Raw genomic sequence first — 15,149 nt, 5'->3', positions numbered from 1 at the left:
CCACCGAAGGGAGTGCAGGTTGTGAGCACTTCGGAGGAGCCGGGACGAACGGCCCTGGTGACCGACTGCGCCTCGGAACTCGGACGGGTCACCGCACGCCTGCTCAAGCAGGCCGGTGCTCAGCTCATCCTCAGCGGCCGACAGGCGGGCGCAGGCCGGGCCGCCGTGGACGAACTCGGTCCAGGCGCCCGGTTCATCGCCGCTGACCTGGCCGACCTGGAATCCGTCGACCACCTCGCCCGGCAGGTGCCGGTCGACATCCTGGTCAACAACGCCGACGTCGTGGACGTTGACGCATTGGCCGGTCTGTACTTTTTGGTGGCCGCGGTCGCCCCCTGCATGACCCGCCACGGTGGCGGAGCGATCGTCAACGTCGCGTCGGCGGCGACAGGTGCCGTCGCCGCGCTGACCCGAACCTGGGCCGCCGAGTTCGGCTCCGCGGGTATCCGCGTCAACACCGTGGTGACGCGGATACCGGCGGAGCCGAATCCCCTGGGACGCGCCGGCAAACCCGCTGAAATCGCCGAAGCAATCGCCTTCCTCGCCTCCAGTCGCGCGAGCTTCATCACCGGCGCCACGCTGGTCGTCGATGGCGGAGCGAGCATCATGTGATGACCACGAAACGACGTCGGCCACTGTTTCCGTCATCGTCTCGCTGAACATCGAGGCCGGCAAATGCGCGTCGGGGTGATGATCACCGGAATCTCTCAACCGACGTCGGAGCGGCATCAGCGGCGCTGGGCTGCGCCCGGCCGACCGGCGCTGCGCAGCGTTAGCAGATCTGCCCGTTCGCCATCGACACTGAGATCCGCGATCGATGAGAACCCCACGAATGATTGACATCTTCTCGAATGTGTCGTACCCATAAGACATGGTCGCACTTCTGTCTCACGGCTCGCCGGCCAGGTTCGAGCTGGCCACGGCCGACACCTGGCGTGATCCGTGGCCGATGTACCGGGCGCTGCGCGACCACGACCCGGTGCACCACGTCGTCCCCGACGACCGGCCAGAGCACGATTTCTACGTGCTGTCCCGCCATGCCGACATCTGGGCCGCGGCCCGCGACCACGAGACGTTCTCGTCGGCGCAGGGCCTCACGGTGAACTACGGCGAGCTGGAGCTGATCGGGCTCGCCGACAATCCGCCGATGGTGATGCAGGATCCGCCGGTGCACACCGAGTTCCGCAAGCTCGTCGCACGCGGATTCACCCCACGCCAGGTGGAGGCCGTCGAACCCAAGGTCCGCGAATACGTGGTCGAGCGGATCGAGCGCCTCAGGGCCGCCGGCGGCGGAGACATCGTCGCCGAGCTGTTCAAACCGCTGCCGTCGATGGTCGTCGCGCACTATCTCGGCGTGCCCGAGGAAGACCGCGGCAAGTTCGACGGCTGGACCGACGCGATCGTCGCCGCCAACACCAGCGAGGGCGGAATCGGCGGCGCGCTGGGCACTCTCGGCGATGCGCTCGGCGAGATGATGGGCTACTTCACCGCGCTGATCGAGCGCCGTCGGGTCGAACCCGAGGACGACACGGTTTCACACCTGGTCGCGGCCGGCGTCGGCGCCGACGGCGACATCTCGGGCGTGCTGTCGATCCTGGCGTTCACGTTCACGATGGTCACCGGCGGCAACGACACCACCACCGGAATGCTCGGCGGCTCAGTGCAACTGCTGCACCAGCGACCGGATCAGCGCAGGCTGCTGTGCGAGCAACCGGAGCTCATCCCCGACTCCGTCGACGAGTTCCTGCGGCTGACCTCGCCGGTACAGATGCTGGGCCGCACGGTGACCCGGGATGTGACGATCGGCGAGGTGACGATCCCGCAGGGCCGCCGGGCGATGTTCCTCTACGGGTCCGGCAACCGTGACGAACGCCAATTCGGCGACACGGCAGGAGAACTCGACGTCACCCGCAAGCCACGCAACATCCTGACGTTCAGCCACGGCGCCCACCACTGCCTGGGCGCCGCCGCCGCCCGTATGCAGTCCCGGGTGACACTGACCGAACTACTCACCCGGATACCGGATTTCGAGGTCGACGACGCCGGGATCGTGTGGTCGGGCGGCAGTTATGTCCGGCGCCCGCTGGCGGTGCCGTTCACGGTGGTGGGCTGATGGCCGGCGATTGGCTGGCGGCCCGGCGCACCGAGGTCGCCGCCGACCGGATTCTGGACGCGGCCGGTGAGCTGTTCGCCGCACAGCCGGCGGCGACGGTCGGCATGCACGAGATCGCCGCGGCCGCAGGCTGTTCACGGGCCACGCTGTACCGCTACTTCGAGAACCGGGAAGCCCTCTACACGGCCTACGTGCACCGCGAGAGCTACCGCCTGTACCGCGAGATGACCGAGCACATCATGTCGTTCGACGACCCGCGTGAGCGACTGATCGAAGGCATGCTGACCTCGCTGCGCAATGTGCGCGAAAGCCCGGCGCTGTCCTCGTGGTTCGCCACCACCCAGCGCCCGATCGGGGCCGAGATGGCCGAGCAGTCCGAGGTGATCAAGGCACTGACCGAGGCGTTCGTGATCTCACTCGGACCCGACGACGCCGAACTCGTCGCGCACCGGGCCCGCTGGCTGGTCCGGGTGATGACCTCGCTGATGCTGTTCCCCGGGCACGACGAGGCGGACGAGCGCGCGATGCTCGAAGAGTTCGTCGTGCCGATCGTGCTTCCGCAACGCGCCGATCAGGCGACCCAGTAGGCCTGTGCCTTGATCGATTTGCGCGCGATCTTGTAGTCCTCGCGCATCAGCTTGGCCACCGCGCGCGTGGTGCGGTTGTCGCAGGCGACCCAGCCGAAGTGGTCGGCGGCGTCGAAGGCCGCCGCGCCGACGGCCTCGACCAGCGCCTCGCCGGAGTTCTTGCGGTCCACCCACGTCACGTCGGCGGGACGGCGCACCGGCAGCTGCTTGTCGTCGTCGTGTGCGGCCTCCAGGAAGATCCGCGCCGGTGCGTCGCCGATCGCGTCGAGCAGCGAGTTGATCGCCGGCAGCGACGCGGTGTCGCCGACGATCACGTAGCCCGCCGGGCGCGGCTCGGGCAGCGTGAAGTTGCTGCCGAGCACGGTCGCCTCGATGGTGTCGCCCGGCTGTGCGCGCTCGGCCCAGTTGGACGCGACACCGTCGTGCAGCGCGAACTCGATGTCGACGCTGTCGTTGGCCGGGTCGGGATTGACCAGGGTGTATCCGCGCTGGTGCAGCTTGCCCGCATCGGAGAACCACAGCCGGACCCACTGCGTGGGGTGCAGTGGACGGTCGTCCAGCAATCCCCCGGCGCGGAAGCTCAGCCGCAGATAGTGCGGGCTGACCTCGGTGCGGCCGGTCACCGTCAGCTCGTAGTCACCCGCCCGCAGCAGCTTGAGCACCGCACCGGCGAACCCGCGTGACAACTTGGTGTCCGACATGAACCATCACCCCTTCGAATACTTAGGCCAAGATAACCTAACTTCTCCGGTGAGTGTCGACGCCCCGCGTCAGGTCCGTACGCGGGTGAACCGGTGCAGCACCCAGGCCAGCGGGATCGTCACGATCATCGTGCCGAAGAACAACTGCCACATCGACCCGGTGTAGACCGGCTTGCGCATGATCTCGACCATGACGAGTTCCATCGTGACGAGGTGGATCAGGAAGATCTCGTAGGAGATCTCGCCGAGGAAGACCATCGGTCTGCTCGCCATGAATCGCGAGTACCACCCGGTGTTGCCGAGCGCGAGCGGGGCAACCACCAGCGTCGCGATCGCGGCGTAGAACGCGGTCTTGACGAGCGCCTCGTGCAGCGCGGCGGGTGAGGTCGTCGGCTCGCCCGCGATCGGGGTCGACGCGATCAGGTAGCTGACGACGGCCAGCGGCACGCACACCGCGGCGTAGGCGCGCACCCCGAGAGGATGCAGCGCGGCGAGGATCATCCCGCCGACGAACCACGCCAGATATCCCGGCAACCACAGCCGCGCACCGTCGGGCAGGAAATCGGTCGAGTGCACCAGCCACAGCCACGCCGGGGACACCAGCGCCAACGCCACCAGCCCGGTCAGCAGCAGCCCGGGCCGCCACTGCCGCCGGCACAGCACCACCAGGAGCAGATACGCCAGCGCCGGAAGCACCACGTAGAACGCGACCTCGACCGCCAGGCTCCACATCTGGGTAAGCCCTTGGTGCAGAAACGAATACAGGTAGTCGTCGGTGTAAATCTGGGTCAGCGTGAGGTTGCGAAACAGGCCTTCCCAGGTGTGGCCGGGGTTCGGGCCCGCGGTGCGAAAGTGATAGACGAGATACGCCGCGAGCACCGTGACCACGTAGGCGGGCATGATGCGCCGCACCCGGTGCCACGCGTACCGGCGCACCGACGGAGGTGCCTGGCCGGCGTGTGCTGCCGTCACCCACGGCAGGAACAGCAGGAATCCGGACAGTACGAAGAAGATCGGCACCCCGATCTCCATGCGCGAATACACCAGGCCCACATAGCCCTGCGGGTATTTACCCGTGGTGTAGGCGGCGTGGGTCAGCACCACCAACAGCGCCGCGACCGCGCGGATCCCGGTCAGCGACGAGACGCGTTCACGCGTGACGGACTCCAGGCCGCCGGCGGCGTCGATGCCGGAACCGGGCGGCCGAGAAAACACGGTCACGTCGTCTTGTGCTTCCCTCTGTGAGGTTTCGGCGCGCGATCGGGCTGCAGCTGGATCAGTTGGCCCTGGATCTTGGTGTTCTCCAACGCCTTCAGCGTCTTCCCGGACAGTTTGGCGGGCAACTCCACCAGCGAGTGGTCCATCTTGATGGTGATGTGCCCGAAGTCGCTGCGGTGCAGTCCGCCCTCGTTGGCGATGGCGCCGACGATCGCGCCGGGCGCGACCTTGTGCCGCTTGCCGACCGAGATGCGGTAGGTCGCGAGATCGCTGCGCCGCTCGCGCGGCTTACGCGGCGCGGCGTCGCCGCGCTCGCCACGATCCGGCCGCTCCCGGCGCTTCTCCGGCGGCGGCTCCGTCATCAGGAACTCTTCGCCGTTGCGGCTCTGCAGCGCCAGCGCCGCGGCGATGTCGGCCATCGGGACGTCGTGGTCGCGCTCGTAGCCCTCCACCAGTGTGCGGAACAGGTCGATGCCGGGCTTGTCCAGCGCGTCGGTGATCGAGTCGCGGAACTTCGCGACCCGCTTCTCGTTGACGTCGTCGACCGACGGCAGTTCGGACTCCACCAGCTTCTGCCGGGTGACGCGCTCGATCGCCCCGAGCAGGTGCCGTTCCCGCGGCGTCACGAACAGCAGCGCCGTGCCGGACCGTCCGGCACGCCCGGTGCGCCCGATGCGGTGCACGTAGGACTCGGGATCGTGCGGGATGTCGAAGTTGACGACGTGCGAGATCCGCTCGACGTCCAGACCGCGGGCGGCGACATCCGTCGCCACCAGGATGTCGATGGTGCCGTCCTTGAGCTGGCTGATGGTGCGCTCACGGACGGCCTGCGGGATGTCGCCGTTGATGGCCGCGGCCGCGAACCCGCGGGCGCGCAGCTTCTCGGCCACCTCCTCGGTGGCTTGCTTGGTGCGGACGAACACGATCATCGCGTCGCCCTGCTCGGTCTCCAGCAGCCGGGTCAGCGCATCCATCTTGCGCGGATACGACACCAGGAAGTAGCGCTGGGTGATGTTCTCGGCGGTCTGGGTCTTGGACTTGACGGTGACCTCGACCGGATCGTGCAGGTACTTGGCGGTGATCTTCTTGATCGCCGGCGGCATGGTCGCGGAGAACAACGCGACCTGCTTGTACTCGGGGGTGTCGGCCAGGATGCGCTCGACATCCTCGGCGAAGCCCATCTGCAGCATCTCGTCGGCCTCGTCGAGCACCAGGTAATCCAGATGCGAGAGGTCCAGGCTGCCCTTCTCCAGGTGGTCGATCACCCGGCCCGGGGTGCCGACGACGACCTGCGCGCCGCGCTTGAGTCCGGCCAGCTGCGGCACGTAGGACGAGCCGCCATAGATCGGCAGCACGTTGACGCGCAGTTGGGCGCCGTAACGGCCGAACGCCTCGGCGACCTGCAGCGCGAGCTCACGGGTCGGGGCCAGCACCAGGGCCTGGGTGTTGCGGCTCTCGGTGTCGATCTTGGACAGGATCGGGATCGCGAACGCGGCGGTCTTGCCGGTGCCGGTCTGTGCGAGGCCGACCACATCGGAGCCGTTCAGGATGGCCGGGATGGTGGCGGCCTGGATCGGTGAGGGTGATTCGTAGCCGACGTCGGCGACAGCCTTCAGCACCGCAGGGTGAATCTGCAGGTCGGCAAAGGTCAGGGCAGCGGGGTCGGGCTCCGCGTTTGTAGACGTCATCGAGGGAGAAGTCTAGTGCGTGAAAGACGATGATTCGGCCGACGGTGATTTCTGGCCCGGGCGAGCCTTGCCCCACGGCCACCCGGACTGCCGTACGGTGCCCAACGTGAATTGGGCGGCGACCAACATCTGTGTGGTGGCGGCGGCACTCACCGTCACGGCGTGCAGTCCGGGCGACTCCACGGTGTCCAAGACACCGGACCAGACCGCGCCGGTCAGCGCGGCGCCGGCGGCTCCCGCGTCTCCGCCGCCCGCCGGACCGCCACCGGGCCCTGCGCCCGCCGACGATCCGTGCGCCACCGACCTGGCCGCGCCCGAGATCGCCAAGGCGGTGTCGGAGCTGCCCCGCGACCCGCGCAGTGGTCAGGCATGGAACCCCGAGCCGCTGGCGGGCAACTACAACGAGTGCGCCCAGCTGTCGGCGGTGATCGTCAAGGCCAACACCAACCAGTCCAACCCGAACACCCGCGCGGTGCTGTTCCACCAGGGCAAGTTCATCCCGACGGGTGTTCCGGACACGTACGGCTTCAACGACCTCGACAGCACCCAGACCACCGGGGACACCATCGCGCTGAAGTACTCCAGCGGCGTGCCCGGCCTCGACAGCGTGGTCAGGTTCCGCTGGAACGGCAGCGGCGTCGAACTGATCGGCAACACGCCCGGCTGAGGTTGCCCGCGAAATATCATTCCGGGCTGCGCGGAGGCCGCCGAGCACTGCCCGGAATGATATTTCGCGGCGGTGGGGTGTCGGGGCGCTCACCTAAAGTGGCTGCGTGTTCGTCGCCACCGACGCGGGCGAAGACCGTGTCATCTACAGCGCCTCCGACCTCGCGGCCGCGGCGCGCTGTGAGTACGCGCTGCTGCGGTCGTTCGACGCGCGGCTGGGCTGGGGTCCCGCGGTGTCCGGCGACGACGAACTGCTGGCCCGCACCGCGACGCTGGGTGACGAACACGAGCAGCGGCACCTGGACGCGCTGAAGTCCGGCGCCGAGGTGACGGTCATCGGCCGTCCCCGCTACACCGTCGCCGGGCTGACGGCCGCGGCCGAACAGACCCTGCGCGCGGTCGAGCACCGCTCCCCTGTCGTCTACCAGGCGGCGATGTTCGACGGCCGGTTCGCCGGCTTCGCCGACTTCCTCGTGCTCGACGACGACGGACGCTACCGGCTGCGCGACACCAAACTGGCCCGCTCGGTCAAGGTCGAGGCACTGCTGCAGATGGCCGCCTACGTCGAAACCCTCACCGCCGCGGGCGTTCCGGTGGCACCGGAGGTGGATCTGGTGCTCGGCGACGGCACCGCGGTCAGCTACCACGTCGACGAGCTGCTGCCGGTCTACCGGCCACGCCGCGACGCGCTGCAGCGGCTGCTCGACGATCACCTGGCCGGTGGCCGGGCGGTCACCTGGGAAGACGAGCACATCCGCGCGTGTTTCCGCTGCTCCGAGTGCGAGACGCAGGTCCGCGACCACGACGATCTGCTGCTCGTCGCCGGGATGCGGGTCAGCGCGCGGGCCCGGTTGCTCGACGCGGGCATCACGACGGTGCGCGAGCTGGCCTCCCACGACGGGCCGGTGCCCGAGCTGTCGACGCGCACGGTCACCGCGCTCACCGCGCAGGCCCGGCTGCAGATCGCCGGGCGCGTCGACGGCAAGCCGCCCTACGAGCTGGTCGACCCTCAGCCGCTGATGGTGCTGCCCGACGCCGACAAGGGCGATCTGTTCTTCGATTTCGAGGGTGACCCGCTGTGGACCACCGACGGCCGCGACTGGGGCCTGGAATACCTGTGGGGCGTGCTGACCCTCGCCGGATCGGCCGGCTCGCCGGCCCAGGCCGACGGGTTCCAGCCGTTCTGGGCGCACGACCGCACCCAGGAACGCAAAGCCCTCGAGGACTTCCTGAAGTTCGTGCGCAAGCGGCACAACCGCTACCCGAAGATGCACATCTACCACTACGCGGCCTACGAGAAGAGCACGCTGCTGCGGCTGGCCGGCCGCTACGGCGTCGGCGAGGCCGAGGTCGACGAGCTGCTGCGCGACGGCGTGCTGGTGGACCTGTATCCGTTGGTGCGCAAGAGCATTCGCGTCGGCACTGAGAACTACAGCATCAAATCGCTGGAACCGCTGTACATGGGCAACGAGTTGCGTGACGGCGAGGTCACCACCGCGACCGCATCGATCACCGAGTACGCCAGGTACTGCGATCTGGTCGCCGAGGGCCGCACGGACGACGCCGCGACCGTGCTCAAGGAAATCGAGGAGTACAACCGCTACGACTGCCGCTCCACCCGGCGGCTGCGGGACTGGATGATGGCCCGCGCCATCGAATCCGGGGTGCCGCCGCGCGGACCTGCCCGCGTACCCGCCGGCCCCGAGCCACGCACCGTCGAGGTCGACGCGGTCGAGCGCGCGCTGCTGAAGTTCGCGGGCGACAGCATCTCCGAACGCACGCCGCAGCAGCACGCCGCGGCGATGATGGCCGCCGCCAAGGGTTTTCACAAACGGGAGGACAAGCCGTTCTGGTGGGGCCACTTCGACCGCGTCAACAACCCGGTCGACGAATGGGCCGACGACAGCGACGTGTTCATCGCCGAGCGTCACGAGATCGTCGCCGACTGGCACACCCCGCCGCGGGCCCGCAAACCGCAGCGCCACCTCCGGCTGTTCGGCGAGCTCGCCAACGGCGAACTGGCGGGCACCATGTATGCGCTGTACGACCCGCCGTCGCCGGTGGGCCTGGCCGACGACCCGGACCGGCGCGGGTACGCGACGGTGACCATCACCGGCTGCGACGATCCAGAGGCACCTACCGAGGTCGTCATCGTCGAACGCCAACCCAAGGACGGCCCGGTCTTCGACCAGCTGCCGTTCGCGCTGACCCCTGGTCCCCCGATCAGCACGGCCATGCTGCAGGACGCCGTGGCCGAGACCGCGTCCCTGTTCGCCGCCGGGTTGCCGAACCTGCCCGCCGACGCGCTGACCGACATCTTCCTGCGCCGTGCGCCCCGCACCCGCAGCGGTGCCGAACTGCCCCGGACCGGCGACGCTGTCGCCGACATCACCGCTGCCCTACTGGATCTCGACTCCTCCTACCTCGCGGTGCACGGGCCTCCCGGCACCGGCAAGACCTACACCTCGGGGCAGGTCATCGCCGCGCTGGTGACCCGGCACCACTGGCGGATCGGGGTGGTCGCGCAATCACATGCGGTGGTGGAGAACCTGTTCCGCGACGTGATGGCCGCCGGGGTGGACGGCGCCCGGGTCGGCAAGAAGCTGCACACCGTCAGCACCGGATGGACCGAACTGGACCGCGACGACTATGCGCAGTTCGTCTGCCAGGACGGCTGCGTGGTCGGCGGGACGGCGTGGGATTTCGCCAATGCCAACAAGTTCGACCGCGACAGCCTCGACCTGCTGGTGATCGAGGAGGCCGGCCAGTTCAGCCTGGCCAACACCGTCGCCGTCGCGCGGGCGGCGCGCAACCTGCTGCTGCTCGGCGATCCGCAGCAGCTGCCGCAGGTCAGCCAGGGCACCCACCGCGAACCCGTCGACGGGTCGGCGCTCGGCTGGCTCGTCGACGGTCACCACACGCTGCCGCCCGAACGCGGTTACTTCCTGGACCGCTCCTACCGGATGCATCCCGACGTGTGCCGGGCAGTGTCGAAGCTGTCCTACGACGAACGGCTGCACTCGCACGAGGCGGTCACCACCGCGCGCCGCCTCGACGGCGTCGCGCCCGGCGTCCGCACGCTGCCCGTCGACCACCTCGGCAACGCCAACGAGAGCCCCGAGGAAGCCGACGCGATCGTCGCCGAGATCCGGCGGCTGCTGGGCACCGCGTGGACCGACAAGGACGTCACCCGGCCGCTGACCCAGGACGACATCCTGATCGTGACCCCGTACAACGCGCAGGTGGTGCTGCTGCGCCGCCGCCTGGACGCCTCGGACCTGACCGACGTGCGGGCGGGCACGGTGGACAAGTTCCAGGGTCAGCAGGCGCCGGTGGTGTTCGTGTCGATGACGGCGTCCTCGATCGACGACGTGCCGCGCGGAATCTCGTTCCTGCTCAACCGCAACCGGCTCAACGTCGCGGTGAGCCGCGCGAAGTACCTCGCGGTCATCGTGCGCTCACCGCACCTGACCGACTACCTGCCCGGCACGCCGGACCGGTTGGTCGAGTTGGGTGCGTTCCTGTCGCTGCCCACGTGTGATACACCCACGGGGTGAGCGAAGCGCTGACCGAGCGGCTGACGGAGATCGTCGGAGCCGCCTACCTGAGCACCGACCGTGACGTGCTCGACGGCCGCAGCGTCGACCACACCGGGCGCTACCGGGGGCGCGCGTCGGCGCTGGTGCGGCCGGGTTCCACCGACGAGGTCGCCGCGGTGCTGCGCGCGTGCCGCGACGCGGGCGTGGCCGTGACCGTGCAGGGTGGCCGGACCTCGCTGGTGGCGGGCACGGTGCCCGAACACGACGACGTGCTGGTGTCGACGGAGCGGTTACGGGAGATCGGCGACGTCGACGTCGTCGAACGCAGGATCCGCGTCGGCGCCGGGGTCACGCTGGCCGAGGTGCAGCGGGCGGCCGCCGCGGCCGGCCTGGTGTTCGGCGTCGATCTCGCCGCGCGTGACTCGGCGACCGTCGGCGGGATGGCGTCGACGAACGCGGGCGGGCTGCGCACGGTCTGCTACGGCAACATGGGCGAACAGGTGCTCGGGCTCGACGTCGTCCTGCCTGACGGCACCGTGGTACACCGGCACAGCCAGGTGCGCAGCGACAACACCGGATACGACCTGGCGTCGCTGTTCGTCGGCGCCGAGGGCACGCTCGGGGTGATCACCGCCCTCGATCTGCGCCTGCATCCCACCCCGCGCCGACGGGTCACCGCGATCTGCGGTTTCGCCGACCTGGACGCGCTGATCGCGACCGGGCGGGTGTTCCGCGACATGGAGGGCATCGCGGCACTGGAGCTGATCGACGCGCGGGCCGGCGCGCTGACCGCCGAGCACGCCGGGGTGGCGGCCCCGGTCGACGGCGCCTGGCAACTGCTGATCGAACTGGCCGGGGAAACCGACCTGACCGAGCGGCTGGCCGACGCGCTGGAGACCGCGGAGCTCTGCGGCGAACCCGCCGTCGGTGTCGACGCGAATGCCCAGCAGCGGCTCTGGCAGGTCCGCGAGTCGATCGCCGATGTGCTCGGGGCGTACGGCCCGCCGCTGAAATTCGATGTGTCGCTGCCACTTTCGTCCATCCAGTCGTTCGCCGAAGATGCCGTGGCGCTGATCGGCGAACACGCCCCCGATGCGATCCCGGTGCTGTTCGGCCACATCGGCGAGGGCAACCTGCACCTGAACATCGTGCGCTGCGCGCTGACCGGCGACGCCGAGCGCGAGCTGTACTCGGCGATGATGGCGCTGATCGCACGCCACGACGGAAACGTCAGCTCCGAGCACGGTGTCGGAACCCGCAAGCGCGACTATCTGTCGATGGCGCGCACCGAGGCTGACATCGCCGCGATGCGCGCGGTGAAGAACGCGTTCGACCCGACCGGTTATCTCAACCGGGCGGTGCTGTTCGACTGAGCCGTCCCCTCGCGCGGTTTCGGTACCGTGGCGGAGGATGACCAGCATCGAAGCCGACTACCTCGTCATCGGGGCCGGGGCGATGGGCATGGCGTTCGTCGACACCCTGCTGACCGAGACGGACGCGACGGTCGTGCTCGTCGACGCGAACCACCAGCCGGGTGGGCACTGGAACTCGGTCTACCCGTTCGTCCGGCTGCACCAGCCGTCGGCGTACTACGGGGTGAACTCCCATGCCCTCGGCAACGAGGACGCCATCGACCGCAGCGGTTTCAACGAGGGGTTCTTCGAGCTCGCCACCGGACACGAGGTGTGCGCGTACTACGACCGGGTGATGCGCGACCGCATGCTGCCGACCGGTCGGCTCACCTACCTGCCGATGACCCGCTATCTGGGCGACAACAGGATTCGCACCCTCGACGGCGCTGAGCAGACGGTCACGGTGGGCCGCCGAACGGTGGACGCGACCTACCTGCTGACCGTGGTGCAGTCGATGCGTCGGCCCCCGTTCTCGGTCGCCGACGGCGTGGCGGTGGTCGCGCCGAACGACCTGCCGCGCCACGCCGCCGGGCACGACCACTTCACCGTCGTCGGCGGCGGCAAGACCGGCATGGACTGCGTGCTGTGGTTACTGCACAACGGGATTCCCGCCGACCGGCTGCGATGGGTGCGGCCCCGGGACTCGTGGCTGCTCAACCGGGCCAACATCCAGCCGGGACCGGACTTCGCCCCGCGGCTGCGGGACGCGATGGCCGCCCGGATGCAGGCGGTCGCCGACGCGGACACGCTCGACGACCTCTTCGACCGGTTGGAAGCCGCCGAGGTGCTGTTCCGGCTCGATCCGTCGGTGCGGCCCACGATGTACCACTGCGCGATCGTGTCGGCGCGCGAGCTCGAGCAGCTGCGCCGCGTCGGCGACGTGGTCCGGCTCGGGCGCATCGAGCACGCAGGCCACGACCACGTCCGCGTCGGCGGCGCCACGCTGCCCGCGGGCGCGTCGCTGTACGTCGACTGCACCACCCAGGGGCTGCCCCGCCCACCGTCGGTGCCGGTGTTCGACGGCGACCGGATCACGCTGCAAAGCGTGCGCAGTTGCCAGCAGGTGTTCAGCTCGGCGTTCATCGCCCATGTCGAGGCGGCCTACCCCGACGACGCGACCCGCAATGCGTTGTGCGTGCCGATCACCCACCCCGACGCCCCGGTCGACTGGCTGCGGCACATGCGCGAGGACAACGTCGCGACCATGCGCTGGCTGCGGGATCCGGACCTGTCGGCGTGGCTGGACACCGCACGGCTCAACGCGGCGCGCACGCTGTTCCCGGTGTTCCCGCCGGGCAAGGAACGGGTCCGGGACAAGGCGATCGGCGCGCTGGCGGTGGCGCTGAACAAGGCCAACGCCGCGCTGGACGAGTTGATGGCCGACGCCGGGGAGCCGGATCAGTCGCGGGTGTGAGACCGCCCGTTACCGCTCGGCTCGTCCAGCAACTGCTCGAGGATGCTGCGCCACTGCTCGTCGTCGCGGACAGCCGGCCCGGGCACCGAGTCGAGCACGTCGGTGTCGGCGCCGGCGATCTCGGCCGCGCGCTCGTCCTGGGCGTACTCGTGCGGGGTGTCGTCGACCCACTCCACCTCGTACTCGATGTACTCGTCCTCGCCGTCGGCCCAGTACAGCTCGTGGTCGGGGTCGTAGGGCTCCATCGGTTCGGCCGGCGCCCCGGCGGAGCCGATTCCGGTGCCGGAGCCGGAGAACCCGAGCAGGAACAGTGCCGCGATGACCCCGAACAGCGCGACGAACGCGGGCAGCAGCATCGCCTGCGACATCGCGAGTGCGAACGGGGAATGCAGGAACTCCGGCAACGGCGCGGCCGCACCCTCGACCTGTGGCGCCGTGTCGGCGGAACCGGGGATCTTGGCCGACAACTCGTAGGTCATCAGCGCCGCCATCCCCGCGCTGCCGAGCACCGAGCCGACCTGACGGGTGGTGTTGTAGACACCGGAACCCGCCCCTGCCAGCTCCGACGGCAGGTTGCGGGTCGCGGTGGCCGCCAGCGGCGACCAGATGAACGCCATCGCGGCGCCCATCGCCGTCAGCGGCAGCAACAGCCGCCAGATCGGCGTCGCCGGGGTCATCTCGATCGAAAGCCAGGTCAGCCCGATCGCCATCAGCGAGAACCCGAACCCGACCACCGACCGGGGATGGGACCGGTCGACCAGCTTGCCGACGAACGGGGCCAGCACACCGGTCGCGACGGCCATCGGCGCGGTCAGCAGCGCCGCCTGCGTCGGGGTGAGACCGCACACCGACTGCGCATAGAACATCAGCGGCAGGATCATCCCGGTCGCGACGAACCCGATGGTGGCCACGCCGAGGTTGGACATCGAGAAGTTGCGGTCCCGGAACATCACCAGCGGGATGAGCGGCGCTCCGGTGTTGACGGACTGCCAGTAGACGAACGCCGCCATCACCGCGATCCCGACCGCGACCGTCAGCCAGATCCACGCCGCCCAGCCGTGGGACTGACCCTCCTGCAGCGCGAACACGATCAGAAACAGGCCGACCCCGGAGAGCACCACCCCCGGGATGTCGAAGCGCTGCCGCGCCTGGGTGGGCAGCGACGGGACCAGCCAGACGGCCATCGCCAGGCCGATGACCCCGATCGGCACGTTGACGATGAAGATCCACTGCCAGCCGAGGTGGTCGACCAGCACGCCGCCGGCGAGCGGGCCGACCAGCGTCGCGACGCCGGCGGTGGCGCCCCACACGCTCATCGCCACCCCGCGCCGGTGCGGCGGGAACGTCCGGGTGATCACCGTCATCGTCTGCGGGGTCAGCAGCGCCGCGCCGAGACCCTGCACCACCCGGGCGGCGACGAGCATGCCGATCGTGTCGGACAGTCCGCACCACAGCGACGCCGCGGTGAACACCACCAACCCGATGAGGTACATGTTCTTCGGGCCGTACCGGTCCCCGAGACGCCCGGCCACCAGCAGCGGAACCGCGTAGGCGAGCAGGTAGGCGCTGGTCACCCAGATCACCGCGTCGTAGCCGGCGCCGAGGCTCGCCATGATCGCCGGGTTCGCGACGGCGACGATCGTCGCGTCGACCAGGATCATGAAGAACCCGATCAGCAACGCCCACAGCGCATGCCAGGGATTGACGCTCTGGGCGCGCGCGGTCGCGGTGTCAAACATGGTGGGAGCCAGCCAAAGTCACGGAGAGGAACGTCGGGGAACAGCAGCGGAGGAACGTCGGAGACAGCACTG

At 69.3% G+C, this 15,149-nt stretch carries 11 protein-coding genes; 7 read left to right on the top strand and 4 right to left on the bottom strand.

The window, feature by feature from the left end:
• Positions 1-21 precede the first annotated feature (21 nt).
• The 3 genes from BST38_RS15345 (at position 22) to BST38_RS15335 (ending at position 2,700) form a co-directional block, all read left to right on the top strand.
• Entirely contained in the window at positions 22-612 is a 591-nt protein-coding gene (locus BST38_RS15345) for an SDR family NAD(P)-dependent oxidoreductase (protein ID WP_237160810.1), read from the top strand.
• A 259-nt stretch (positions 613-871) separates the two neighbouring features.
• A complete protein-coding gene (locus BST38_RS15340; protein WP_083144199.1) occupies positions 872-2,113 on the top strand; it encodes a cytochrome P450 in 1,242 nt (413 codons plus the stop codon).
• Positions 2,113-2,700 carry a TetR/AcrR family transcriptional regulator gene (locus BST38_RS15335; protein ID WP_083144198.1) on the top strand — a complete coding sequence of 196 codons (588 nt, stop codon included), beginning with the start codon at positions 2,113-2,115 and terminating at the stop codon, positions 2,698-2,700. The genes BST38_RS15340 and BST38_RS15335 overlap by 1 nt, the downstream gene beginning before the upstream one ends.
• Here BST38_RS15335 and BST38_RS15330 read toward each other — a convergent pair.
• The 3 genes from BST38_RS15330 to BST38_RS15320 form a co-directional block, all read right to left on the bottom strand.
• The gene (locus BST38_RS15330; RefSeq protein WP_083144197.1) at positions 2,685-3,401 is read right to left on the bottom strand and encodes a siderophore-interacting protein; all 717 of its coding nucleotides are present in this window, start codon (positions 3,399-3,401) and stop codon (positions 2,685-2,687) included. The two genes, BST38_RS15335 and BST38_RS15330, sit on opposite strands and share 16 nt — an antisense overlap.
• A 69-nt stretch (positions 3,402-3,470) precedes the next feature.
• Positions 3,471-4,622: an acyltransferase family protein gene (locus BST38_RS15325; RefSeq protein ID WP_083144196.1), complete on the bottom strand. Its 1,152-nt coding sequence runs from the start codon at positions 4,620-4,622 to the stop codon at positions 3,471-3,473.
• Complete coding sequence (locus BST38_RS15320; RefSeq protein WP_083144195.1) at positions 4,619-6,307, bottom strand: DEAD/DEAH box helicase; 1,689 nt, start codon at positions 6,305-6,307, stop codon at positions 4,619-4,621. Before BST38_RS15320 ends, BST38_RS15325 begins: the two co-directional genes overlap by 4 nt.
• 106 nt (positions 6,308-6,413) lie before the next feature.
• On the opposite strand from BST38_RS15320, the gene BST38_RS15315 reads away from it, so the two are divergent.
• The 4 genes from BST38_RS15315 (at position 6,414) to BST38_RS15300 (ending at position 13,338) form a co-directional block, all read left to right on the top strand.
• Positions 6,414-6,974, top strand: a complete 561-nt coding sequence (locus BST38_RS15315; protein WP_181792067.1) for an LppP/LprE family lipoprotein — start codon at positions 6,414-6,416, stop codon at positions 6,972-6,974.
• 106 nt (positions 6,975-7,080) lie between these two features.
• Positions 7,081-10,530, top strand: a complete 3,450-nt coding sequence (locus tag BST38_RS15310) for a TM0106 family RecB-like putative nuclease (RefSeq protein WP_083144194.1) — start codon at positions 7,081-7,083, stop codon at positions 10,528-10,530.
• On the top strand, positions 10,527-11,885 hold the full coding sequence (locus BST38_RS15305; protein ID WP_083144193.1) for an FAD-binding oxidoreductase: 1,359 nt from the start codon (positions 10,527-10,529) through the stop codon (positions 11,883-11,885). The genes BST38_RS15310 and BST38_RS15305 overlap by 4 nt, the downstream gene beginning before the upstream one ends.
• A 37-nt stretch (positions 11,886-11,922) precedes the next feature.
• A complete protein-coding gene (locus tag BST38_RS15300) occupies positions 11,923-13,338 on the top strand; it encodes an NAD(P)-binding protein (RefSeq protein ID WP_083144192.1) in 1,416 nt (471 codons plus the stop codon).
• Here BST38_RS15300 and BST38_RS15295 read toward each other — a convergent pair.
• Entirely contained in the window at positions 13,323-15,077 is a 1,755-nt protein-coding gene (locus BST38_RS15295) for an MFS transporter (RefSeq protein WP_083144191.1), read from the bottom strand. The genes BST38_RS15300 and BST38_RS15295 overlap by 16 nt on opposite strands.
• Positions 15,078-15,149 lie beyond the last annotated feature (72 nt).

This window comes from Mycolicibacterium parafortuitum, from assembly GCF_002086815.1.
GTDB classification, from domain to species: Bacteria; Actinomycetota; Actinomycetes; order Mycobacteriales; family Mycobacteriaceae; genus Mycobacterium; species Mycobacterium parafortuitum.
The sequence above is the reverse complement of the archived record's forward strand: the minus strand, read 5'-3'. Positions and strand labels throughout refer to the sequence as shown.